At 32.5% G+C, this 16,523-nt stretch carries 16 protein-coding genes; 4 read left to right on the top strand and 12 right to left on the bottom strand.

Annotated elements, in window-relative coordinates; genetic code table 11:
• Position 1: 1 nt before the first annotated feature.
• From CWR45_RS06150 to CWR45_RS06130, 5 genes are all read right to left on the bottom strand, one after another.
• Positions 2-763: an ABC transporter ATP-binding protein gene (locus CWR45_RS06150; RefSeq protein WP_115749004.1), complete on the bottom strand. Its 762-nt coding sequence runs from the start codon at positions 761-763 to the stop codon at positions 2-4.
• A 134-nt stretch (positions 764-897) separates the two neighbouring features.
• Positions 898-2,169, bottom strand: a complete 1,272-nt coding sequence (locus CWR45_RS06145; RefSeq protein ID WP_115749003.1) for a HAMP domain-containing sensor histidine kinase — start codon at positions 2,167-2,169, stop codon at positions 898-900.
• A 43-nt stretch (positions 2,170-2,212) separates the two neighbouring features.
• Positions 2,213-2,854, bottom strand: a complete 642-nt coding sequence (locus tag CWR45_RS06140; protein ID WP_245975359.1) for a response regulator transcription factor — start codon at positions 2,852-2,854, stop codon at positions 2,213-2,215.
• 316 nt (positions 2,855-3,170) lie between these two features.
• Positions 3,171-4,139: a tRNA dihydrouridine synthase gene (locus CWR45_RS06135; protein ID WP_115749002.1), complete on the bottom strand. Its 969-nt coding sequence runs from the start codon at positions 4,137-4,139 to the stop codon at positions 3,171-3,173.
• An 865-nt stretch (positions 4,140-5,004) separates the two neighbouring features.
• Positions 5,005-5,451 (bottom strand): GNAT family N-acetyltransferase, encoded by a 447-nt coding sequence (locus CWR45_RS06130; RefSeq protein ID WP_115749001.1) that lies wholly within the window; start codon positions 5,449-5,451, stop codon positions 5,005-5,007.
• 160 nt (positions 5,452-5,611) lie between these two features.
• Here CWR45_RS06130 and CWR45_RS06125 point away from each other — a divergent pair, with 160 nt between their 5' ends.
• Complete coding sequence (locus CWR45_RS06125) at positions 5,612-6,037, top strand: Lrp/AsnC family transcriptional regulator (protein WP_115749000.1); 426 nt, start codon at positions 5,612-5,614, stop codon at positions 6,035-6,037.
• 235 nt (positions 6,038-6,272) lie between these two features.
• Here CWR45_RS06125 and CWR45_RS06120 read toward each other — a convergent pair whose 3' ends face one another.
• From CWR45_RS06120 to CWR45_RS06105, 4 genes are all read right to left on the bottom strand, one after another.
• Positions 6,273-7,094: a DUF6843 domain-containing protein gene (locus CWR45_RS06120; protein ID WP_115748999.1), complete on the bottom strand. Its 822-nt coding sequence runs from the start codon at positions 7,092-7,094 to the stop codon at positions 6,273-6,275.
• 217 nt (positions 7,095-7,311) lie between these two features.
• On the bottom strand, positions 7,312-8,337 hold the full coding sequence (locus tag CWR45_RS06115; protein ID WP_115748998.1) for a serine hydrolase domain-containing protein: 1,026 nt from the start codon (positions 8,335-8,337) through the stop codon (positions 7,312-7,314).
• Positions 8,338-8,781: 444 nt separating this feature from the next.
• Entirely contained in the window at positions 8,782-9,186 is a 405-nt protein-coding gene (locus CWR45_RS06110; RefSeq protein ID WP_245975377.1) for a hypothetical protein, read from the bottom strand.
• Between the two features lie 236 nt (positions 9,187-9,422).
• On the bottom strand, positions 9,423-10,556 hold the full coding sequence (locus CWR45_RS06105) for a cation:proton antiporter (protein WP_115748996.1): 1,134 nt from the start codon (positions 10,554-10,556) through the stop codon (positions 9,423-9,425).
• Positions 10,557-10,857: 301 nt separating this feature from the next.
• Between CWR45_RS06105 and CWR45_RS06100 the strand changes: the two genes are divergently transcribed.
• Positions 10,858-11,460, top strand: coding sequence for an SET domain-containing protein (locus CWR45_RS06100; RefSeq protein WP_115748995.1), 603 nt, complete (start codon positions 10,858-10,860; stop codon positions 11,458-11,460).
• Positions 11,461-11,736: 276 nt separating this feature from the next.
• On the opposite strand, the gene CWR45_RS06095 is transcribed toward CWR45_RS06100, so the two are convergent.
• The 3 genes from CWR45_RS06095 to CWR45_RS06085 form a co-directional block, all read right to left on the bottom strand.
• Positions 11,737-12,234 (bottom strand): VanZ family protein, encoded by a 498-nt coding sequence (locus CWR45_RS06095; protein WP_115748994.1) that lies wholly within the window; start codon positions 12,232-12,234, stop codon positions 11,737-11,739.
• A gap of 62 nt (positions 12,235-12,296) precedes the next feature.
• Complete coding sequence (locus tag CWR45_RS06090) at positions 12,297-13,067, bottom strand: VanZ family protein (RefSeq protein ID WP_115748993.1); 771 nt, start codon at positions 13,065-13,067, stop codon at positions 12,297-12,299.
• The gene (locus tag CWR45_RS06085; RefSeq protein WP_115748992.1) at positions 13,019-13,390 is read right to left on the bottom strand and encodes a PadR family transcriptional regulator; all 372 of its coding nucleotides are present in this window, start codon (positions 13,388-13,390) and stop codon (positions 13,019-13,021) included. The genes CWR45_RS06090 and CWR45_RS06085 overlap by 49 nt, the downstream gene beginning before the upstream one ends.
• A 990-nt stretch (positions 13,391-14,380) precedes the next feature.
• Here CWR45_RS06085 and CWR45_RS20460 point away from each other — a divergent pair.
• Together CWR45_RS20460 and CWR45_RS06075 are read left to right on the top strand one after the other, a co-directional pair.
• A complete protein-coding gene (locus CWR45_RS20460) occupies positions 14,381-14,758 on the top strand; it encodes a DUF4306 domain-containing protein (RefSeq protein WP_115748991.1) in 378 nt (125 codons plus the stop codon).
• A gap of 58 nt (positions 14,759-14,816) precedes the next feature.
• Positions 14,817-15,971 carry an FtsW/RodA/SpoVE family cell cycle protein gene (locus CWR45_RS06075; protein ID WP_115748990.1) on the top strand — a complete coding sequence of 385 codons (1,155 nt, stop codon included), beginning with the start codon at positions 14,817-14,819 and terminating at the stop codon, positions 15,969-15,971.
• The last annotated feature ends 552 nt before the right edge of the window (positions 15,972-16,523 follow it).

The raw sequence follows: 16,523 nt of genomic DNA, 5'->3' as shown, positions 1-16,523 counted from the left end.
CTTACCACCCCATTTCTGAAAGGAAAGTCCTTAGCTTCTCACGACGGTTTGCATCCTCACTCTCACTGTATGCACCTAACTTCAAATCACCGCAGATGACGCCATCTCGCAAATATAAAATTCGATTTCCTCTCAATGCCGTTTTAATATCATGCGTTACCAGAATAATACTTTGCCCTTCGCGATTTACATTTGTAAATACATCTAAAACACTACCACTAGACGAAGAGTTCAATGCCCCTGTTGGCTCGTCTGCAAATAATACTTTCGGACTGTTGATTATCGCTCTAACAATTCCAACTCGCTGCGCTTCACCGCCTGAAAGCTGAGTTGGAAATTTAGACCAGGAGTTTTCTGTAATTCCTACTTGTATTAATAGTTCCTTTGCTTTTGATACGAGTTCACGCTTATTCTTATTGACTAAAAGGCCACTTGCCAGTACATTGTCCAGTACGCTCATATTATCCAGTAAATAAATTTGCTGGAACACAAAACCACAATTATTTCTTCTAAATATCGCTAGTTGATCATTGTTTAATTGAGATATTTCTTTCCCTGCAAAGTCAATTTCACCTAATGTCGGTTTATCCATACCGCTAATAGCATAAAGCAAAGTGGATTTTCCAGAGCCTGAACTACCCATGATGATTGTAAAATCCCCTTGTTCTATACTGATATCCAGATTTTTCAAAACATGCTGCTGAATTCCACCGCTGGAAAAGGTTTTACACAGCTTCTCTGTTTTAATAATTGTATTTACCATGATTACTTGCACTCTCCCCTTATTAAATAATGTTTTTGTTTTTTAACATAAAAAAGACTGTAATCAAGATTACAGTCTAATCATACAAAATCAATTCTTATTAAATCTTTATGTAATTCTTAATTAATCCTTAATTAATATGCTAGCCTTATCTTCAAGACTACAGTAAAGCCATCACTTCGATTGTAACAGCTAATGTCACCATACATATTCTCCATGAAGTACTTTGATATATAAAGTCCAAGCCCTGAACCATTCTCTCCTCCGACATTTTCCCCCCGGAAATATTTATTGAATAGTAAAGGTAATTCTTCTTCACTTATTCCCGGTCCAAAATCTTGAATATGCAATTCTAGATACCCCTGATTGATCTGAGACTGGATAGTCACATTTGTTCCTGCATACTTATATGAATTGCTAATAATATTGTCTATTACCTGCTGCATGCGCAACGGGTCAGTTAATATGATGCATTGTGGAATTGGGTCATAATCGATTCGATGATCATAGTTAACATTCTGAATCATATTAACTAGTACTTCACTCGATTCTTCAATTACCGTTAATTTTAACTGCTGCAGTTCTTCTAACGTCGCATGAAACATATCTGTAACAAGTAAATTAATTTGCTCTGCTTTCGAATGAATTGTATTTACTTGCCTAATCAGCTTTTCATCTTTTGCTTCCAAAAGCAGCAATTCGCTAACCGCTTTGATTGAAGCGACAGGCGTCTTAATATCATGACTTAATGTAGCAACAAGTTCTTTCTTACTACGGTTGGATTCATACTCTCTTTGGCGCGCAGCACCGAGTTCCTCACGCAATAAATCAAAACTTTCCGTGAACGCCCCAAAGGTATTGTTCTTGTCCATATTTAAAGGTATATCCAGATTACCTCTAGCAACATTCGATGCGAAAATCTTAAGCTTTCGAAAGGGTTTCAATAATGTTCTATAAATATAAGTAATATAAATTATACTAACCAACATTAATAGGCCGAATATCAAACTTATCGTTATAGCCAGTTCACTCTTCGCTTGTTGAATCATTTCTTGCTCGTTATTACGGATAATTATTTTCCCTGCAATCCTATCGTTATGCTTCACATCCAAAACGGTATCTCTATTTTTTATTGCATCGTATATATTGATATAATGATAGCCTCTTGTTTGATAAATAGCGTTCTCCAAATCATCATCTATTATAGCAAAGGCTTGCTCTATATTGCTGTTATTAAAGGTTTCTTCCGTGATGTGTCCCCAATTTTTTTCAGTGGTTTTAACCACATCATTAATGGCTGCAAGATCCACTTCTGAAATGTTATTATTCTTAATAACGATTACGGAAAAGACTATACCTGAACTAAAAATAAGCAATATCGTTATCATTAGCCATCTTATTCTCATTGGCTTGAATCCTCTAAAACATATCCCGTACCCCATACCGTTTTTATCCATTGCGGTTCTTTGGATTACTTTCAATTTTTTCACGCAAATGCCGAATATGTACGTTCAAGGTTCCATCCCCAACAAAGGAATCCCCCCATACATTACGAAACAATTCATCTTTTGTGATGATTCGATTTTTATTTTTCGCCAAATAAGAAAGAAGTTTATATTCCATCGTTTTTAGCTGAATATCAATGCCATTTACTCTTACACGATGCAGCATTGTGTCAATTTGTATCTGTCCAAACTCTAAAACTTCTTGCTTAATGCTAGAAACACTTCCATATCTTTTGAGCACTGCTTTGACTTTAGCTAGTAAGATACTTAGTGTATAAGGCTTTTGAATATAATCGTCACCACCAATGTTAAGTGCAATCAGAACATCGTCATCGCTAGAACGTGCACTGATAAATAGAATAGGAATCTGTGTCGTTTGTCGCAGTTTTTTGCACAAATCAAACCCCGAGTCATTTCCGAGATTAATGTCCAGAAGAATCAGCGATAGCTCATTCTCTTGTAAAAAACGTTCGCACTCAGCAGCACTTGTCACAAATGCTGTTTCTACTCCAAACATATTAAAGTATTCACAAGTTGTTTCAGCTAAAGCAATTTCATCATCAACAATCAAGCAATCTAATTTCATCGTAAATCTCCTAGAAAGATACTTTCCTACATAGTCGGCAGGATATCTACAGTATACAATACATTTGATAAGCAAATGTATAATTATGGATTTGAGTCATGCAACGCTATAAATTAATAATTAATTTATAGCAACTGCTGAATATGATTAGAAGACTAGAAAACCACAATGTTAAAAACCCCATTTACGAATCTAACGTTTGTAAATGGGGTTATTTTATAAAAATAAAAAACTATTATTACTCTTCGATTTTTCGCACGAAAGGAGGTACCAGTCTTTAGGATTATTGAATTGGAATCCCTCTTATGTCTCACGTTCAGTCGACATTATTATCCACAAACTGATCAAGCAATGCACGGACTTCGTCTGTTGACTCTGTGCTCATCAATTGATTTCTTAATTCACTTGCCCCTTTAAAATCACGGACATATATCTTAAAAAATCGACGAAGCGGTCTGAACTGACGGGCTTCCAATTTTGAATATTTATCATGGAGATCCAGCTGCAGCCTTAGAAGATCAAGCAATTCCTTATTACTATGTTCTTTCGGCTCTTTTTCAAAGGCAAATGGATTTTTAAAAATACCGCGCCCAATCATAACTCCATCAACACCGTATTGTTCTACAAGTTTCAAACCAGTTTGACGGTCAGGGATGTCCCCATTAATTGTCAAAAGTGTATCTGGTGCCACCTCGTCACGAAGTTTCTTAATCTCTGGAATTAGTTCCCAATGAGCGTCTACTTTGCTCATTTCTTTTCTTGTACGTAAATGAATAGAAAGATTAGCAATGTCTTGTTCCAAGATGTGCGTTAGCCAGTCACGCCATTCATCTACATTTGTGTAGCCTAATCTTGTCTTCACACTTACAGGTAATCCTCCTGCTTTTGCTGCTTGGATAATTTCTGCTGCAACATCCGGCCTTCGGATAAGCCCGCTTCCCTTCCCATTCGCTGCAACATTAGGTACTGGACATCCCATATTGAGATCCACACCGCGAAAACCTTGTTCCGCCATCCCAATACTCATTTGCCGAAAATGCTCGGGTTTATCCCCCCAAATATGAGCTACAATCGGTTGTTCATCCTCTGTAAAAGTCAATCGTCCACGTACACTAAAAATCCCCTCTGGGTGACAATAACTCTCTGTATTTGTAAACTCTGTAAAAAACACATCAGGTTTGGCTGCAGTGCTCACTACATGGCGAAAAACAACATCTGTTACATCTTCCATTGGTGCTAGTATAAAAAACGGCCGTGGTAAATCAAGCCAAAAATTTTCTGTCATATTTAAATTCAAATCCTTTCATTTTGGTTCCCAGATCAAGCCTGATCCTTAGAAAAACTAAGGTTGCAATGATGTAGTAAGAAATATGTCTTAACTACTAAAATCAAAAAGCAAAAAAACTCTGCTTCCTTTACACTTTATACCATGTTTAAGCACTTTTTATCAAACTGATCTAACATTTTTATTTTTACTAGATACTTGCTGTAAAGTCAAAATAAACTCTTCCGAAGACCCCAACCAAAATACTCATTTTACTATTGGACTATGCGATTGGCATGAAAAAGAACCGGAAATCGGAAAAGTTTAATTTCACGAAATCGGTGTCTGAGTCGGTAAAATTTATTATCTTTGCGGGATGTTTATTTTTCACTAAATATAGTAGAAAAAAGAAACACTAACACTACACTATTCTACCATATTTAGTAGCAAACAATTTGGTAGAATTTAATATAGGTGTTTCAAATCGTTGACAGCCTTATTGGATAAATACGCCCTAATGTCTCTTGCACTTTTTCAGCATTCTATAAATAATTCTAAGTACCCTTTACATTTTGCTAATCCATTTTTCTTTACCTAAAGTTTTAAAATAAATATAAAATCGCACCTGAATTAAGTCTTTAACTTAATTCAAATGCGATTAATGATAAAAAGCTTCCTATTTGCGATTTTTTAAAATCGAATAGATTGGCTACTTGATATGATGATGTAACTTTGAGAACAAAATCCTAAATGGACGCATTTTACTCACCTCTAAAATTCCATTTATAATAACGTATTACAATGTATATTTCAATAACATTTAACTTTTCCAGAGGTGATTGGCCTCCTAAACAAACGCACTAGAAAGTTGAATTAGCATTAATATCTATTCAGCTAAATCTAAATCAAAATGATAAAATTGAGAGTCCTTTTTGTATCCATTTTTTTCATATAATCTTTGAGCAACGTAATTATCTGGCGCCGATTCCAAACTAATACTTTTAGCACCTGTTTTAATAGCAAAATCTTTTGTTTTATGCAAGAGCATTTCTCCTATCCCTCGGTTTCTGGCTTCTGCATCTACATACAAGTCATTTAATATCCATACTCTTTGCATGGATATTGATGAAAATGTGGGGTAAAGTTGAGTAAAAGCTACATACTCTTGTTTATCTTTAACAACTAATATAACAGAATCTTTGCTTTCTAAACGATTTTTTATGTAAGTCTTAGCACCTTCTAAATCTGATGGTTGTTGATAAAATATACGATACAAATTAAATAAATCTGATACTCCTTCTAAATCTTCAATGGTAGCTTGATAGATTTCCATTTAAATTCCTCTCCACTCATATATAATTTAATTTTATTAATTTCAATTTTATATGGTATATTATTCTAAATACATAGCTATTTTAAGGTTTTTTTTAATATTACTTAATTTTACACTTTAATAATATATATCTACTTTTAAATTTAAAGGAGAGACTACTTTGGACGAAATTGATCAAAGCATTCTTATTCAACTTCAAGAAAATGCACGAATATCAATGACAGAATTAGGTAAGAAGATTGGACTTTCAACTCCTGCAACAAACGAAAGAGTAAAAAAACTTGAAGATAAAGAAGTGATAAAAGGGTATAGGGCTATCATCGATCCTGAAAAACTCAATAAAAATGTAACAGCATTTATTTTATTCGATACAAAACAAGGGAAAAAATTCAAAGATTTTTGTAAAGGTCAACCTGTAGTAGTAGAATGCCACCGTTTAGCAGGCCAGTTTAGTTATTTAATAAAGGTCGTAACGGAATCAGTGAAAATACTTGAAGAATTTATTGATGCTACTTTACCTTTCGGAGAACCGACTACCTTAATAAAATTATCTTCTGTTGTGGAATATAAACCATTTATTTACTAATGGTGCTGTTGTTTTAGGTAGACAAAGGCATACGAATAGATCTATTCGTATGCCTTTGTCATGATCCATGCTCTTCTTCCGGGCAATGGATAGAGAATGTATATATTAAAGAAATTGCACCTTTAGTGAAGTTTCAAAATTCCGTTTCCGATTATTACACTCCTGCTCCTATAATATTCACTAATCGAAAATTTCTTGTTTAACAATCGCACCAATTAGAGAAAGGAATATATTTCTATAAACTAGGTACTGCTGGACAATCTTGGTTTTCAACTTCTACGCCAAAAAACTGATAGTAGAATTCTTTTTCTGTTTTCCCTTCTTCGTAAATACCGCCACTTCCTCCAAATCCTATTTTTTCTTCAGGTAACTCTTCTATAATTTCTCCTTTTTCATCTACATAAAACGCACGTAATTGATACGCTCCAGAATGGTCCTCGTTAACCCAACCAAAATCAGAAGGTGACGAGGTATTTATAATTCCACTTTGGGAAAATTTATAAGCTATTTCGTTGTTTTCTATTTTAAATGGTTGTGCACCTTTCACATTGTAGTTAATTACTACACATCCCTCATATCCCAAAGGCAATAAATATGTTTGGTCTACTCCTTCTTGTTGATAGCTGAATGGCCAAAATAATAATCCCACTATAATAATAAAAATTATATATGATATACCTAATATAGTTTTATATATTTTAGATTCTTTATTCCTAATAACAAATTCCTCGATTAAAAAATATATAATGATTACTATAACAGCAAAAAAACTCATACCAAATAATCCAATAAAGAACATAAGACTAAATAATGTCGCAACGAACATATAAAAAATAAATTTATAAGTCCAGTTATTTCCGGGTATTTTATTTATTATTAATTGGATTAATATAGAGAGCGGAAAAAAATATAAAAATATACCTAGTAAAATTACAAAAGCTACCATTAGAAAGCTACCAGCTACAAGTTCAAAGCCAAAAATACTAACTATATTAAATATAATCAAACAGGAAATCCAATATGTTATTATAGATGCATTAAATTTATATTTTAACAATTACTCACCTCAAAATAGTAGCGTAATTTTATGCTCTTGTTTATGAACCCAATTAACCGAGTCATTTATGCGTTCGGCCATTTGTTTTGCAAATTCCAACCTTTTTGGATTTATATCCAGACCGGTAATAACAAATCCACACATAGCTAACTAGAATTATCATTTATAACTCCATTTTTAATAAGGGCTAATAGTAAGATTAGCCCTTATTAAAACTTTACTTATTCTCTATTAAACTTTCTATTTCCTTAAGCATCTCATAAGCGCCTTCTGATTTATTTGAGCAAACAACAATGGTAAGGTCTAAATTCGGATAATGCACAGAACGGTAATTCACGCCTGGATCATATCCCATCTGAATATATTTCACAACACCTTGTTCGTTTAATTCCATATATCCACCATAACCGTAAAATATATCTTCTACAACATTTTCGCGAGGAGTCAACAAGATTCGAGTCATTTTTTCTGACAATAGTCTGCCATTCATTAACGCCTCCCAAAATATCCCCATATCCGTTGCAGTAACATAGGCACCACCATCTGGTCCACCCTTTGCTGGCAGAGAAAAAATATTTGATTTCCACGTACCATCCGGTTTTTCCATATACCCAATTGAAACGCTTTCAGGTAATTCATCCATTGAAAAATACCCTGATTCAGTCATACCAGCTTTTTGAAATATATTTTCTTCGATATAATCAGCAAAATCCATGCCACTGATATGCTCAACAATAAGTCCTAAAATAATATAAGCAGTATTATTGTATTTGAAAGAAGTCCCTACTTCTGCTTGCATTTTTTCATACTGAAACATTGGCAAAAAGTCCTTTGCACAGCGAACCCGATACATTGGCAGGCTTTCCCATAACACCTCAAAATCATCCATTTCATCTTCGTCGAAATAATCAGGAACCCCAGATGTATGCGTTAGCAAATGATGAATGGTGATTTTTTCATCAAAATACGGAAAATCAATATCCAAGCAGTTGATAATTTGATTGTCAAATGTGATTTTTCCTTCTTCCACCAACTTGCAAATCGCAATCGATGTAAAAATCTTGCTGCCGGATGCAATCGAAAATCGAGTGTGCGTTTGATTTACAATCTTTTCCGAGTGGATTGCATAGCCAAAGCTATCTGATAATATTGTCTTACCGTATTTGCGCACATGAATGCTTCCAGAAAATTGAAGTTCCTTTTGCTTTTTGGCCAAACGATTCCAATTCATTTGTTTATCCATTTTAACTCCCCCTGAATGTGTTTTTTTCAAAAAAATTTCATGCTTATTATTAAACACATTCAATTAACCTCTTCACATTTGATAACGAGTCATTTTGCTCTCCTCCTTTACTTTTTTGAGTTTAGCATTTCAAATAAATTCTCTCAATAATTTGTTATTTTAGCTCACAGATTTTTCAGGTTACTTTATCATTTTTGCACACTAACGATTGGCTTGTTTAATTATTGCACATGAAATAATTTAATCATCCTAGGAAGCGTACAAACTTCACTACGAATTACGGCTAAATCATAAATTATTTCTTTAGATGCTGTTTTCTTTATGTAGTAATCATTTAAAAGAGGGAAGTGAGATTCAAGCCTTTTTAGATAATGGTAAACCCTTCAGGGTAGGAATAATTGCATGTTTGAATAAGCTCTTGCTGGTTTAGTTAAAGATGCATTGCTAGACAACAAAAAGATAAATAAGAAAAATGAAAACAAATATTGTATCTATGACAGCCAAGTAAAATCCAATTTTCGATTTCCTTAACTTCTCTAAACTATTATTAAAGATGCTATCGTATAAACCTATTACAAATAATACTAATGAAATAATAACCACAAATATATTCTCAGTGATTAATATTGCAAGTAAATAAATCAACCATCTACGAAAAAAATTAAACAATAAACCAAAAAACATCAATGATATTGCATTAGGATTTATTTCTAACTCATCTTCAGACGATATTTCACCTAATCCTCTTTTAATATTTTTATAATCTTTTATGAAGCTAACATTAACCCATAGTATTATTAAAGAATATATGAAGATGAATATTTCTTGATTATTTCTTACAAGCTCCATCACTTATGAACAACCCCCTTAATATTATCAACGATCAAAATTATTATGGTTAAATCACTATGTATCAAACTTCCAGTCAGTTCAATTTCAGAAACTCTATCTTATTCAAGAAACCTGTCCAGTTATATGAATAACCACATCCTAATATTAACTAAAGAAAAAGACGATCGTTTGATGATCGCCTTGTTTCACTCTTGCACCATTTACTTTAAACAAAATAGTGTTAAAAATTATTATTAATTTCTTGTTCCAAACATCACTTTAAGGAATGGTGGTGTAACAAGTGTTGTTACAATAATAACTATAATCATTGAAGTATAATATTCTGCTGGTAACAAACCGCTTTCTAATCCCATTGCAGCTAGGATAAGTGCCACTTCACCCCGTGATACCATCCCTGCGCCAATGCCCATTGATGATCTAGTGTTAAATCCAGATAAACGAGCACCAATTCCCGAGCCAATAAATTTTGAAAGAATAGCAATAATAGAGAAGAAAATCATAAACCCAATTTGACTACCAATCCCTTCAAATGATACGGATAATCCGATACTTACAAAGAAAAATGGCACAAATATTCCATATGCAATTGGTTGAACCTGTTTTTCAATTTCATGTCCGTAATTCGTTTGAGCAATCGCTATCCCAGCAAAGAATGTACCAATAATTCCTGCAACACCGACATATTCAGCAAAATAAGCAAAACTAAAACAAATAATCAGTCCTGCACTTAGTACTGCTTCTGTAACTTTAAAATTAGAAAATATTTGAATAAATTTTGGTACAAGCCATTTCGAAGCTAAAATTATAATAATAAAGAATAATATTTTCTTCCCAATCAATAACGCTATGTTCGTATCAGCTCCTGCAAACACACTCATAGCAATAGCAATTAGAATAACGACAATAATATCATCTAAAACAGCAGCACCTAATAAAGCTGAACCCTCTGTACTATTTAACCATCCTAACTCTCTTAAAACTTGTACAGAAATACTAACGGAAGTTGCTGATAGTAATAAACCACTAAAAATGGATTCTGCCATTGAAAAGTCGTAGTATTGTGCAACAAGATAAGACATCACAATTGGTGCAATAATCCCACCTATTGCTACAAATAAAGCCGACTTTTTATTTTCATTTAAATCTTTTAAGTTTGTTTCTAACCCCGCTAAAAACATTAAAAGTAATACACCAATCTGACTAAATACAGTGACTAATTCAGTATCATGAACCCATCCAAGAAGTGCGGGTCCTAAAATAATACCAACAATAATCTTACCAAGAACAGAGGGCTGACCAAGTTTAATACTTAACTGACCAGCTAATTTAGTTGCTAATAATATAATTACTAATTGCAATATGAACATTCTCTACCTCCAACAATATTTGAACACAAAAAAACACATAGAGGAGCCCTTAATGACAGGCTCCTCCATGTGTTTCGTTCATAATTTAATTATGATAATTGTAACAATAATTTGCTGTCTTGTAAATGGTATTTTATGATAAGATCTGTTTCCTTCTTCAACTAATCTGCCACATTAGTGAAGAAGCGATCGCTCTAATCGAACAATCATAAAAACATAATAAGGTCTGATATCGTCAACAAACATGTCCCAAATGCATAGTATAAGGATAAAACCAATAATGAGAAGGGGCATAACATACATGATGTATCCTCATACGAAACTTTACTATATCAATGACCAGATAGGTTTTGGAGTTTTTGCAACTAAATTTATTCCAAAGGGAACAATAACGTGGGCGCTCGATGAATTAGACCACATACTAGAACCAGAATTTGTCGCTAAATTGGATAAACATAGACGCAAATTTCTCAATAAATATACTTATCGTAATCGAAACGGTCAATATATACTTTGCTGGGATCTTGGCAGGTACGTAAACCATAGTTTTCATGCGAATTGCATGGGAACGGCATATGATTTCGAAATTGCTATTCGGGACATTCTTCCTGGTGAGCAATTAACAAGTGATTATGGAACATTAAATATAGGTAAATCTTATAAATGTATACCAGAGGAAGGGACAGACCGGGAGAGGGTTAACCCTAATGATCTTTTACATTATTACAAAGAATGGGATCAACAAGTGATTGAGGCTTTAAAACATTTTAACGACGTTGAACAACCACTAATTCACCTCATTCAGCCTGATTTCAAGGAAAAAGTTATGGTTGCCGCCAAGGAGAATATACTTCTCGATTCAATCAAAAGTAACTTTTATGATCGTTCTTCTAAGAGAAAATAGTGTGCAGTACATTACGAAAAAGGATTTGATACAATTCAAGACAGTGGTGAATCTTTTAGAGATTTTTTACTATCATTTTCTAATTTATAAAGATATTAGTAATAATGAACATGTAGCGGAAGATAATATTTTAATAGCTATAGATTAATTTTGGAAAATTTAATATATTTCAGTTAGACAGTTTTCTCTTCAGCCAACAAACTGTCTCTTGTTATAGAGTGCTATTGATAGACAACCAGTAACAAGAGCATTGGAATTCCCCTTAAAATTCATAATTTACATTCTTCGCCCTCCCCAACTATGGTTTATATAAACACTAACAATTTTTATAAGTTTAATTGATATATATCCAATCATTCCACCAAGTGTATTTAAAATCAAATCATCAACATCAAAACTTCCGAATCTAAAAATAAGTTGAAGCAATTCAAATGCCAAACTTAAACAAAACGTTGCTACCGTAATCTTTTTAAAACTTTGAAACTTACTTGACAATAACGGAAGAATAAATCCAAATGGTATAAACCCAATGATATTTCCAGTTAAATTTTCAACCCGTATGTTGAAATTTATATCATTTGCCAGAAATAAATAATACGTTATCGTCTTAAAAGGAATAAAGTTATAACTATTCCAGTAATAACCATCAAAACTTAAAGTTAAAAGGCTTATTATGTCTTGAATCGTAAGGTATTTGAATAGAATTAATTTTGAAAGCACTAATAAATAAAAGCATAATGCAATTGTTAATCCTGCTTTTATTACAATTTTCATAAGCAATATCTCCCCCAATTCCCAACATTCTATGTATCTTAAAAGGAGCAGCTACATGCTCCCTATTGAATTTCATTAGAATCAATTTGTAATTTCCGATAAAAAGTTATGACACTCTTTATCATTTTTAAAAGTAAGAAACCAATGATTCCGCCTATAACATTCAAAATGACATCATCAATATCGAATCGGCCAATTTTTAAAACAATCTGTAAAATTTCAATTGTAAAGCTGATAATAGTTGAAGCAACCATTACTTTCATAAATCTACTGCATTTTTTAAATAGCAATGGAAGAAAAATTCCCAGCGGCAGGAAAAGTAAAATATTTCCTAATGTGTTATTGATAATTATGTCCGTATTAACATGGTGAGTTCCATTTAAATATCCAATTGTATTTTTAAATGGAATGAAATTCGAATTGTACTTTAAAAAATCAGATATCCCTTCTGAATCAAGTGGAGTTGTAATATATCTGTTATATGTAATTCCATTTATATAATAATCAGTCATTCGGATAATGATTCGTTCAAATAGCAACATAAATAGAATGATAAATGAGTATAGACTGAATAAAATCCATGTCCCTTTCTTAGATACCTTATAAAATGGAAACAGTGACGCCTGTAAACCTTTTGCTAATGGTTTTTGTTCTCCGAAACTAATCAATGCCTTTTGTGTAGCTTCTTCTTCTGTAAAACCCTGGTCTAAATATTCATTTTTCAATAAGGTTAGATGATCTTGCATTTCATCAATGATCTCTCTTTTTTCATCCTCGTCACAGTTTAATTGACTAACAATTTGATTAATATAGGTTTCGATTTTTTTATCCAAGCCATTCCCTCCGAACATACTTTAATTAAATTGCTAATTTGATTCCATTCTTTTAATTTCTTATCTAACTCTTTCTTTCCATCTTGTGTAATACTATAGTATTTCCTTCTCCCCCCACTCTCTGAACTCCCCCAATATGATTGAAGCCATTCTTTATTTTCTAAACGCTTCAAAGCGGGATAGAGCGTCCCTTCACTCATGTTGTATAGTTCATTACTATTTTCTTTTAACTTTTTTACAATTTCATAACCGTACATGTCCCTTTTATTTAGCAGGGATAAAAGCAAAATATCAATACTGCCTTTCATTATCTCTTTATCCATAACTACACCTCATCTTTCAAACCAATCCTGTTTACATCGTACACCATAGTACATCGCATTACAAGGTTTAGAAATAGAAATTCTCTCCAAATTTTTCATGAATAAAAAGGAACATTTCATTTTACATAATTGTTTAAAATTTATATTCAATAAATGGTTTCATAACTTTAGCACTATCAACTTCCATAAAAGGATGAACATATAGGAATTTATGTAAATATAGGTATCTTGTTTCTAACATTTCTTTTAGTTTAATTGTAAGTTGATGGTTGGGAGGAGAATTCAGAATTTATTTCAAATTTTTACATTAATTACATTCAGTTTCCCAACAAAACATGGTAAATTTAGGATAGGAAATATGTCAGAGTTATTAGAAGAGTATAGAAAATCAATTTAAAGCTAGTGACCAGCTTATCACCATATTTGCCATAATAAAAGAGTATGCAAAAAGCCAGGATTGGGAAAATGTTGAAAAGTGGGTTAAAAAGGGATTTAAAAAATTCAAGACAGTGGTGAATCTTTAGGAGACTATTACTATCATTTTCTATTTTATAAAGATATTAGTACGAAAATACAGCCTTTTATTAGGTGATTCAATGTATTAAAAAGGTAAGTATAAACATAGTGCTACTTATTATCAAGAAGCTCAACATTTTTTACTCAGAACTATGAAAATCAAACACTTAGAGGAATCTAATAAAAAAAATGCATTAGTTTAGTTCTTTTCTCAATTCCAGTTTCTTATTCTAATTACAACAGTTTAGCATAAGGAAAGTATCCAATCATGATTGTAATAGCAGACTTAGTTTTTGGATATTTTTTAAAATCGAAAATATTTATATATAATGTTCTGAAGATATAGTATTTATTGAATTTCTATTTAGGAGAATGAATATGTTTATTTATTGGATCCAGGTTGGAGTAGCTATTGTTATGCTTCTTCTCTCTACATTAGCTGCTTTGTATGAAGGAAGCGGAGTTTAGCAGGATATATTTAGAAATGAGTATGCAATCCCGTTCTCAAAATTAATAAATGGGGAAGTAACTAATGCTACTGATATTGTAGTTCTTGATTACTTTGTGTATGCTACTAAATTTTACCCAACTTTCCCTATAATTATGACCTTAAGTGGAATAGATTTACTTGTTTTGATTGGTTATTTTATTTTTAGAATGTCAAGAAAATTTATTAGCTATACTTTTATTATCGGAATTCTATTGGTTCTTTTAAGTACTTCCTTAATAAACCCACGTACTAGTGGTGGAAAATCATTCTTTTATACGTTTTTAGTGAGTGGTTTATGTTTAATAATTCCATTGATTATAGATTTTGTTTCATCATTTAAAAACAATAGACACACGGCCTGAGTTAAAAGATCATCTGTCTTTTGTTCTTATAAATAAAAAAGGTGGAAAAGGTGATTTATTGAAAAAACTTATGGAGAGTAATTTTGATGAGAAACTGGTAATTTCTATTTTGTTGCTCGCACTTTCAAGCTGTATTGCTATATCAAGCTCCCAGAAATATCAGCAATATGAACAGAACTTTCTACTAAGTCAAATTATATGGTTTTGTTTAGGGACCATCATCGTTCTATTCATTTTTGTGTTTGATATGGAACAAATTAGGAAACTAACACCATACCTCTACGTATTTGGAATCCTATTATTAATTTTCGTTCTATTCGCACCCAATACTATTGCACCTATAAGAAATGGAGCAAAATCATGGATTTTATTTCCTGGTATTGGTCAAATTCAACCATCGGAATTCATGAAAATCTTTCTCATATTAATGCTGGCTTACATAACAAAAAACCATAAAGAGAAAATTGGAATGGGAAGTGTATCTCAAGATGGTAAATACTTAATAAAGATTTTTTTTGCTTCAATCATTCCTATTTACTTGGTGTATCTTCAAAATGATTTCGGTACATCGCTTGTTATGCTCGTGATTACTATATTTATTATTTTTGTATCAGGTATCAATTGGAAAATAATAGTCGGGTTTTTAGGGATGGCGATTTCGGTCATTGCCCTTCTTGTCTTATTATTTCTTTATAGTCCAAACACATTGCTTCTTTTCATGGATACGTATCAATTAGACCGGATCTATTCCTGGTTGAATCCATTTCAATATGAAGCAGGAATAGGGTACCAACTTAGCAAGTCAATCTTAGCTATTGGTTCTGGAATGATTAGTGGAAAAGGATATTACGGTGGCCAAGTCTATATTCCTGAGGCACACTCTGATTTTATATTCACAATGGTTGCCGAAGCATTTGGATTTATTGGAGCATGTACGGTCATATTTTTCTATTTCTTTCTTATATATCGTATTGTTGCGATTGCTATCAAACAAAGAGAAGAAACTTTTGAAATTATAATTTGTATTGGAATGATTGGGATGATTGGGTTTCACACATTTCAAAACATAGGAATGGTTTCCGGGTTACTTCCTATAACTGGAATCCCGCTTTTACTTATGAGCTATGGGGGAAGCTCTGTACTAGCTACCATGTTTGGATTAGGTATCGTTTTAAACATCTCTTATCGAACAAAGAAATATTTATTTTCATAGGAGGTTTCCTAGGGATGGATAAAGATTATGAAATACTAAAGCGAAGAGTTTCCCTTGTATATGGGTTGATTTATATCCTATTCTCAATTTTAATGGTAGGTTTAATCTTCTATCATTTCTAACCATCACATGATCGACATTTCTTGTCTTTTAACAAGTAAAAATAAAACCTACTTTCCACCGTTTCAGTTAAAATAAAGTTTACCGACAGAACCCTAATCTTCAACTTTTTTGCATTAAAAATGCCCTTTTTCCGCCACTTTTCTCCTGTTTTTTTACCTATTTTTCAAGAGTTGGAATAAAGTTCTCCGAGAATGTTGCATAGTGGAAAGAAGAGAAAATCGAGTAAAGACAAGGACTAGACACGAAAAAGACCCGGAAATCGGAAATGTTTATTTTCACGAAATCGGGGTCTGAATCGGTAATGTATATTTTGTTTAGGTGATGTTTATTTTAGTTAGACAAATTTCTGTGTAATTAAAAAAAACTCACTAAATCCACACCCACCTCAAACCCGCATTCCACCGTTTCAGTTAAAATAGAGTTTACCTA

It is taken from the genome of Oceanobacillus chungangensis, from assembly GCF_003369565.1.
Lineage (GTDB): Bacteria > Bacillota > Bacilli > Bacillales > Amphibacillaceae > Oceanobacillus > Oceanobacillus chungangensis.
Note: the sequence above shows the minus strand (reverse complement) of the source record. Positions and strands in the feature narration are given on the sequence as shown.